Genomic DNA, 2,272 nt, shown 5'->3' on the forward strand with positions numbered 1-2,272 from the left:
TTGAGGGCTTTTTTATTGATCATATGAATAAACCCTGTAGTGATTTTACTACATGAACTTCCTTTTTCCACTACAAAGAAACTTTTAACACCACTATAAATTTGCAGTATACAAAAGATAACAATTAAGTAAAAAATAACAATAAAATATTACCATCATGAAAAAACAAATCGTAATCGCAGCCTTAACTTTTGGAGCAATGATATTAGGAACTAAGAATGTTCAAGCTCAAAATACAACTGCAACGACAACTGTAAACATTACTTTGAACGATGTAATTTCTATCGATGCAGGAAGTACTGCCATTGGTAATACAGTTGACTTTAACTATGTTACTGCAGCAGACTACAACTCTGATCAGACGATTACTAAAGCCAACTCTTTGAAAGTTACTTCCACGAAAAACTTTAATGTTAAAGTAAAAGCAGGAGGTCCTAATTTCATGAATGGAATTAACTTAATCCCTGTAAATGTTTTGACTATCAAAGCTGCTACAGCTGCCGGAACAATGGGCGGAACAAAAAGTGCTGTAGTGTTATCTGCAGCGGATCAAACTTTAGTAGCCAATGCTCCTCTTGGAAGTGCCTTAACACTGAATCTGGACTACACTATTCCAGCAGCGAAATCATCATCTTCTGATATTTTAGGTAAACCAGCCGGAACGTATACGCAAACAGTAACCTATACTGCAACAGCTTTATAAATTAATTTTTCATATTAATATTTTGTGATTTGGTGTTTCGAAGGCTTCCTCAGGAGGCCTTTGATTTTGTATCTATTGTACCCATATAGATAAAATTCAAAATCTTGGAATAAGTATCTGTTATCTGTAAGGTAGAATCTATGCTTTTGGACATTTAAATCTAATGAATACATCACACCAAACATTCAGTAAATGTATTAACCGTTTTATATCTTTTTAAAGTTATCAAATCTCAAAAAGCGATTAATACTTGCTTAGTTATTTGCGCTATATTACTAATATACTCTTAAATAACAATGATAACACATTTACCAACCTATAAATATTTTTTGTGAAAACCTAAAAAATTATACGCAAACGGTAATTTATATTACGACTGCTTTATAATAAAAAAACACATCAATATACATGCCCTCAGTACCTGAAAAGTATTGAGGGGTTTTCTATTTTTTATTTGAATAAACCGTGTAGTGATTTTACTACGTGAACTTCCTTTTTCCACTACAAAGAAACTTTTAACACCACTATAAATTTGCAGTATACAAAAGATAACAATTAAGTAAAAAATAACAATAAAATATTACCATCATGAAAAAACAAATCGTAATCACAGCCTTAACTTTTGGAGCTATTATATTAGGAACTAGCAATGTTCAAGCTCAAAATACAACAGCAACGACAACTGTAAACATTACTTTGAACGATGTCATCTCTATCGACGCAGGAAGTACTGCAATTGGTAATACGGTAGATTTTAATTACGTTACTGCAGCAGACTACAACTCTGATCAGACCATTACTAAAGCCAACTCTTTGAAAGTTACTTCCACGAAAAACTTTAATGTTAAAGTAAAAGCAGGAGGTCCTAATTTTATGAATGGAACCAACTTAATCCCTGTAAATGTTTTGACTATCAAAGCTGCTACGGCTGCCGGAACAATGGGTGGAACAAAAAGCGCTGTAGTGTTATCTGCAGCGGATCAAACTTTAGTAGCCAATGCTCCTCTTGGAAGTGCCTTAACACTGAATCTGGACTACACTATTCCAGCAGCGAAATCATCATCGTCTGATATTTTAGGTAAGCCAGCCGGAACTTATACGCAAACAGTAACTTATACTGCAACAGCTTTATAAATTAATTTTTCATATTAATATTTTGTGATTTGGTGTTTCGAAGGCTTCCTCAGGAGGCCTTTGATTTTGTATGTATTGTACCCATATAGATAAAATTCAAAATCCGGGAATTTATATTACGACAGCTTTATAATAGAAATAACAATTTATATACGCCCTCAACACTTTCTAAGTGTTGAGGGCTTTACTATTTAAGTTAAATGAATAGACCCTGTAGTGATTTTACTACATGAACTTCCTTTTTCCACTACAAAGAAACTTTTATCACCACTATAAATTTGCAGTATACAAAAGATAACAATTAAGTAAAAAATAACAATAAAATATTACTATCATGAAAAAACAAATCGTAATCACAGCCTTAACTTTTGGAGCAATCATATTTGGAACTAATAATGTTCAAGCTCAAAATACTACAGCAACGACAACTGTAAA

At 32.6% G+C, this 2,272-nt stretch carries 2 protein-coding genes; both read left to right on the plus strand.

Annotated elements, in window-relative coordinates; translation table 11 throughout:
* The first annotated feature begins 157 nt into the window (after positions 1-157).
* Positions 158-703: a peptidoglycan-binding protein LysM gene (locus tag ODR02_RS23515; RefSeq protein ID WP_309513756.1), complete on the plus strand. Its 546-nt coding sequence runs from the start codon at positions 158-160 to the stop codon at positions 701-703.
* Between the two features lie 588 nt (positions 704-1,291).
* Positions 1,292-1,837: a peptidoglycan-binding protein LysM gene (locus ODR02_RS23520; RefSeq protein ID WP_309513757.1), complete on the plus strand. Its 546-nt coding sequence runs from the start codon at positions 1,292-1,294 to the stop codon at positions 1,835-1,837.
* The last annotated feature ends 435 nt before the right edge of the window (positions 1,838-2,272 follow it).

The sequence above is a fragment of the Chryseobacterium sp. CFS2 genome (assembly GCF_036543225.1).
In the GTDB taxonomy this organism is placed as follows: domain Bacteria; phylum Bacteroidota; class Bacteroidia; order Flavobacteriales; family Weeksellaceae; genus Chryseobacterium; species Chryseobacterium culicis_A.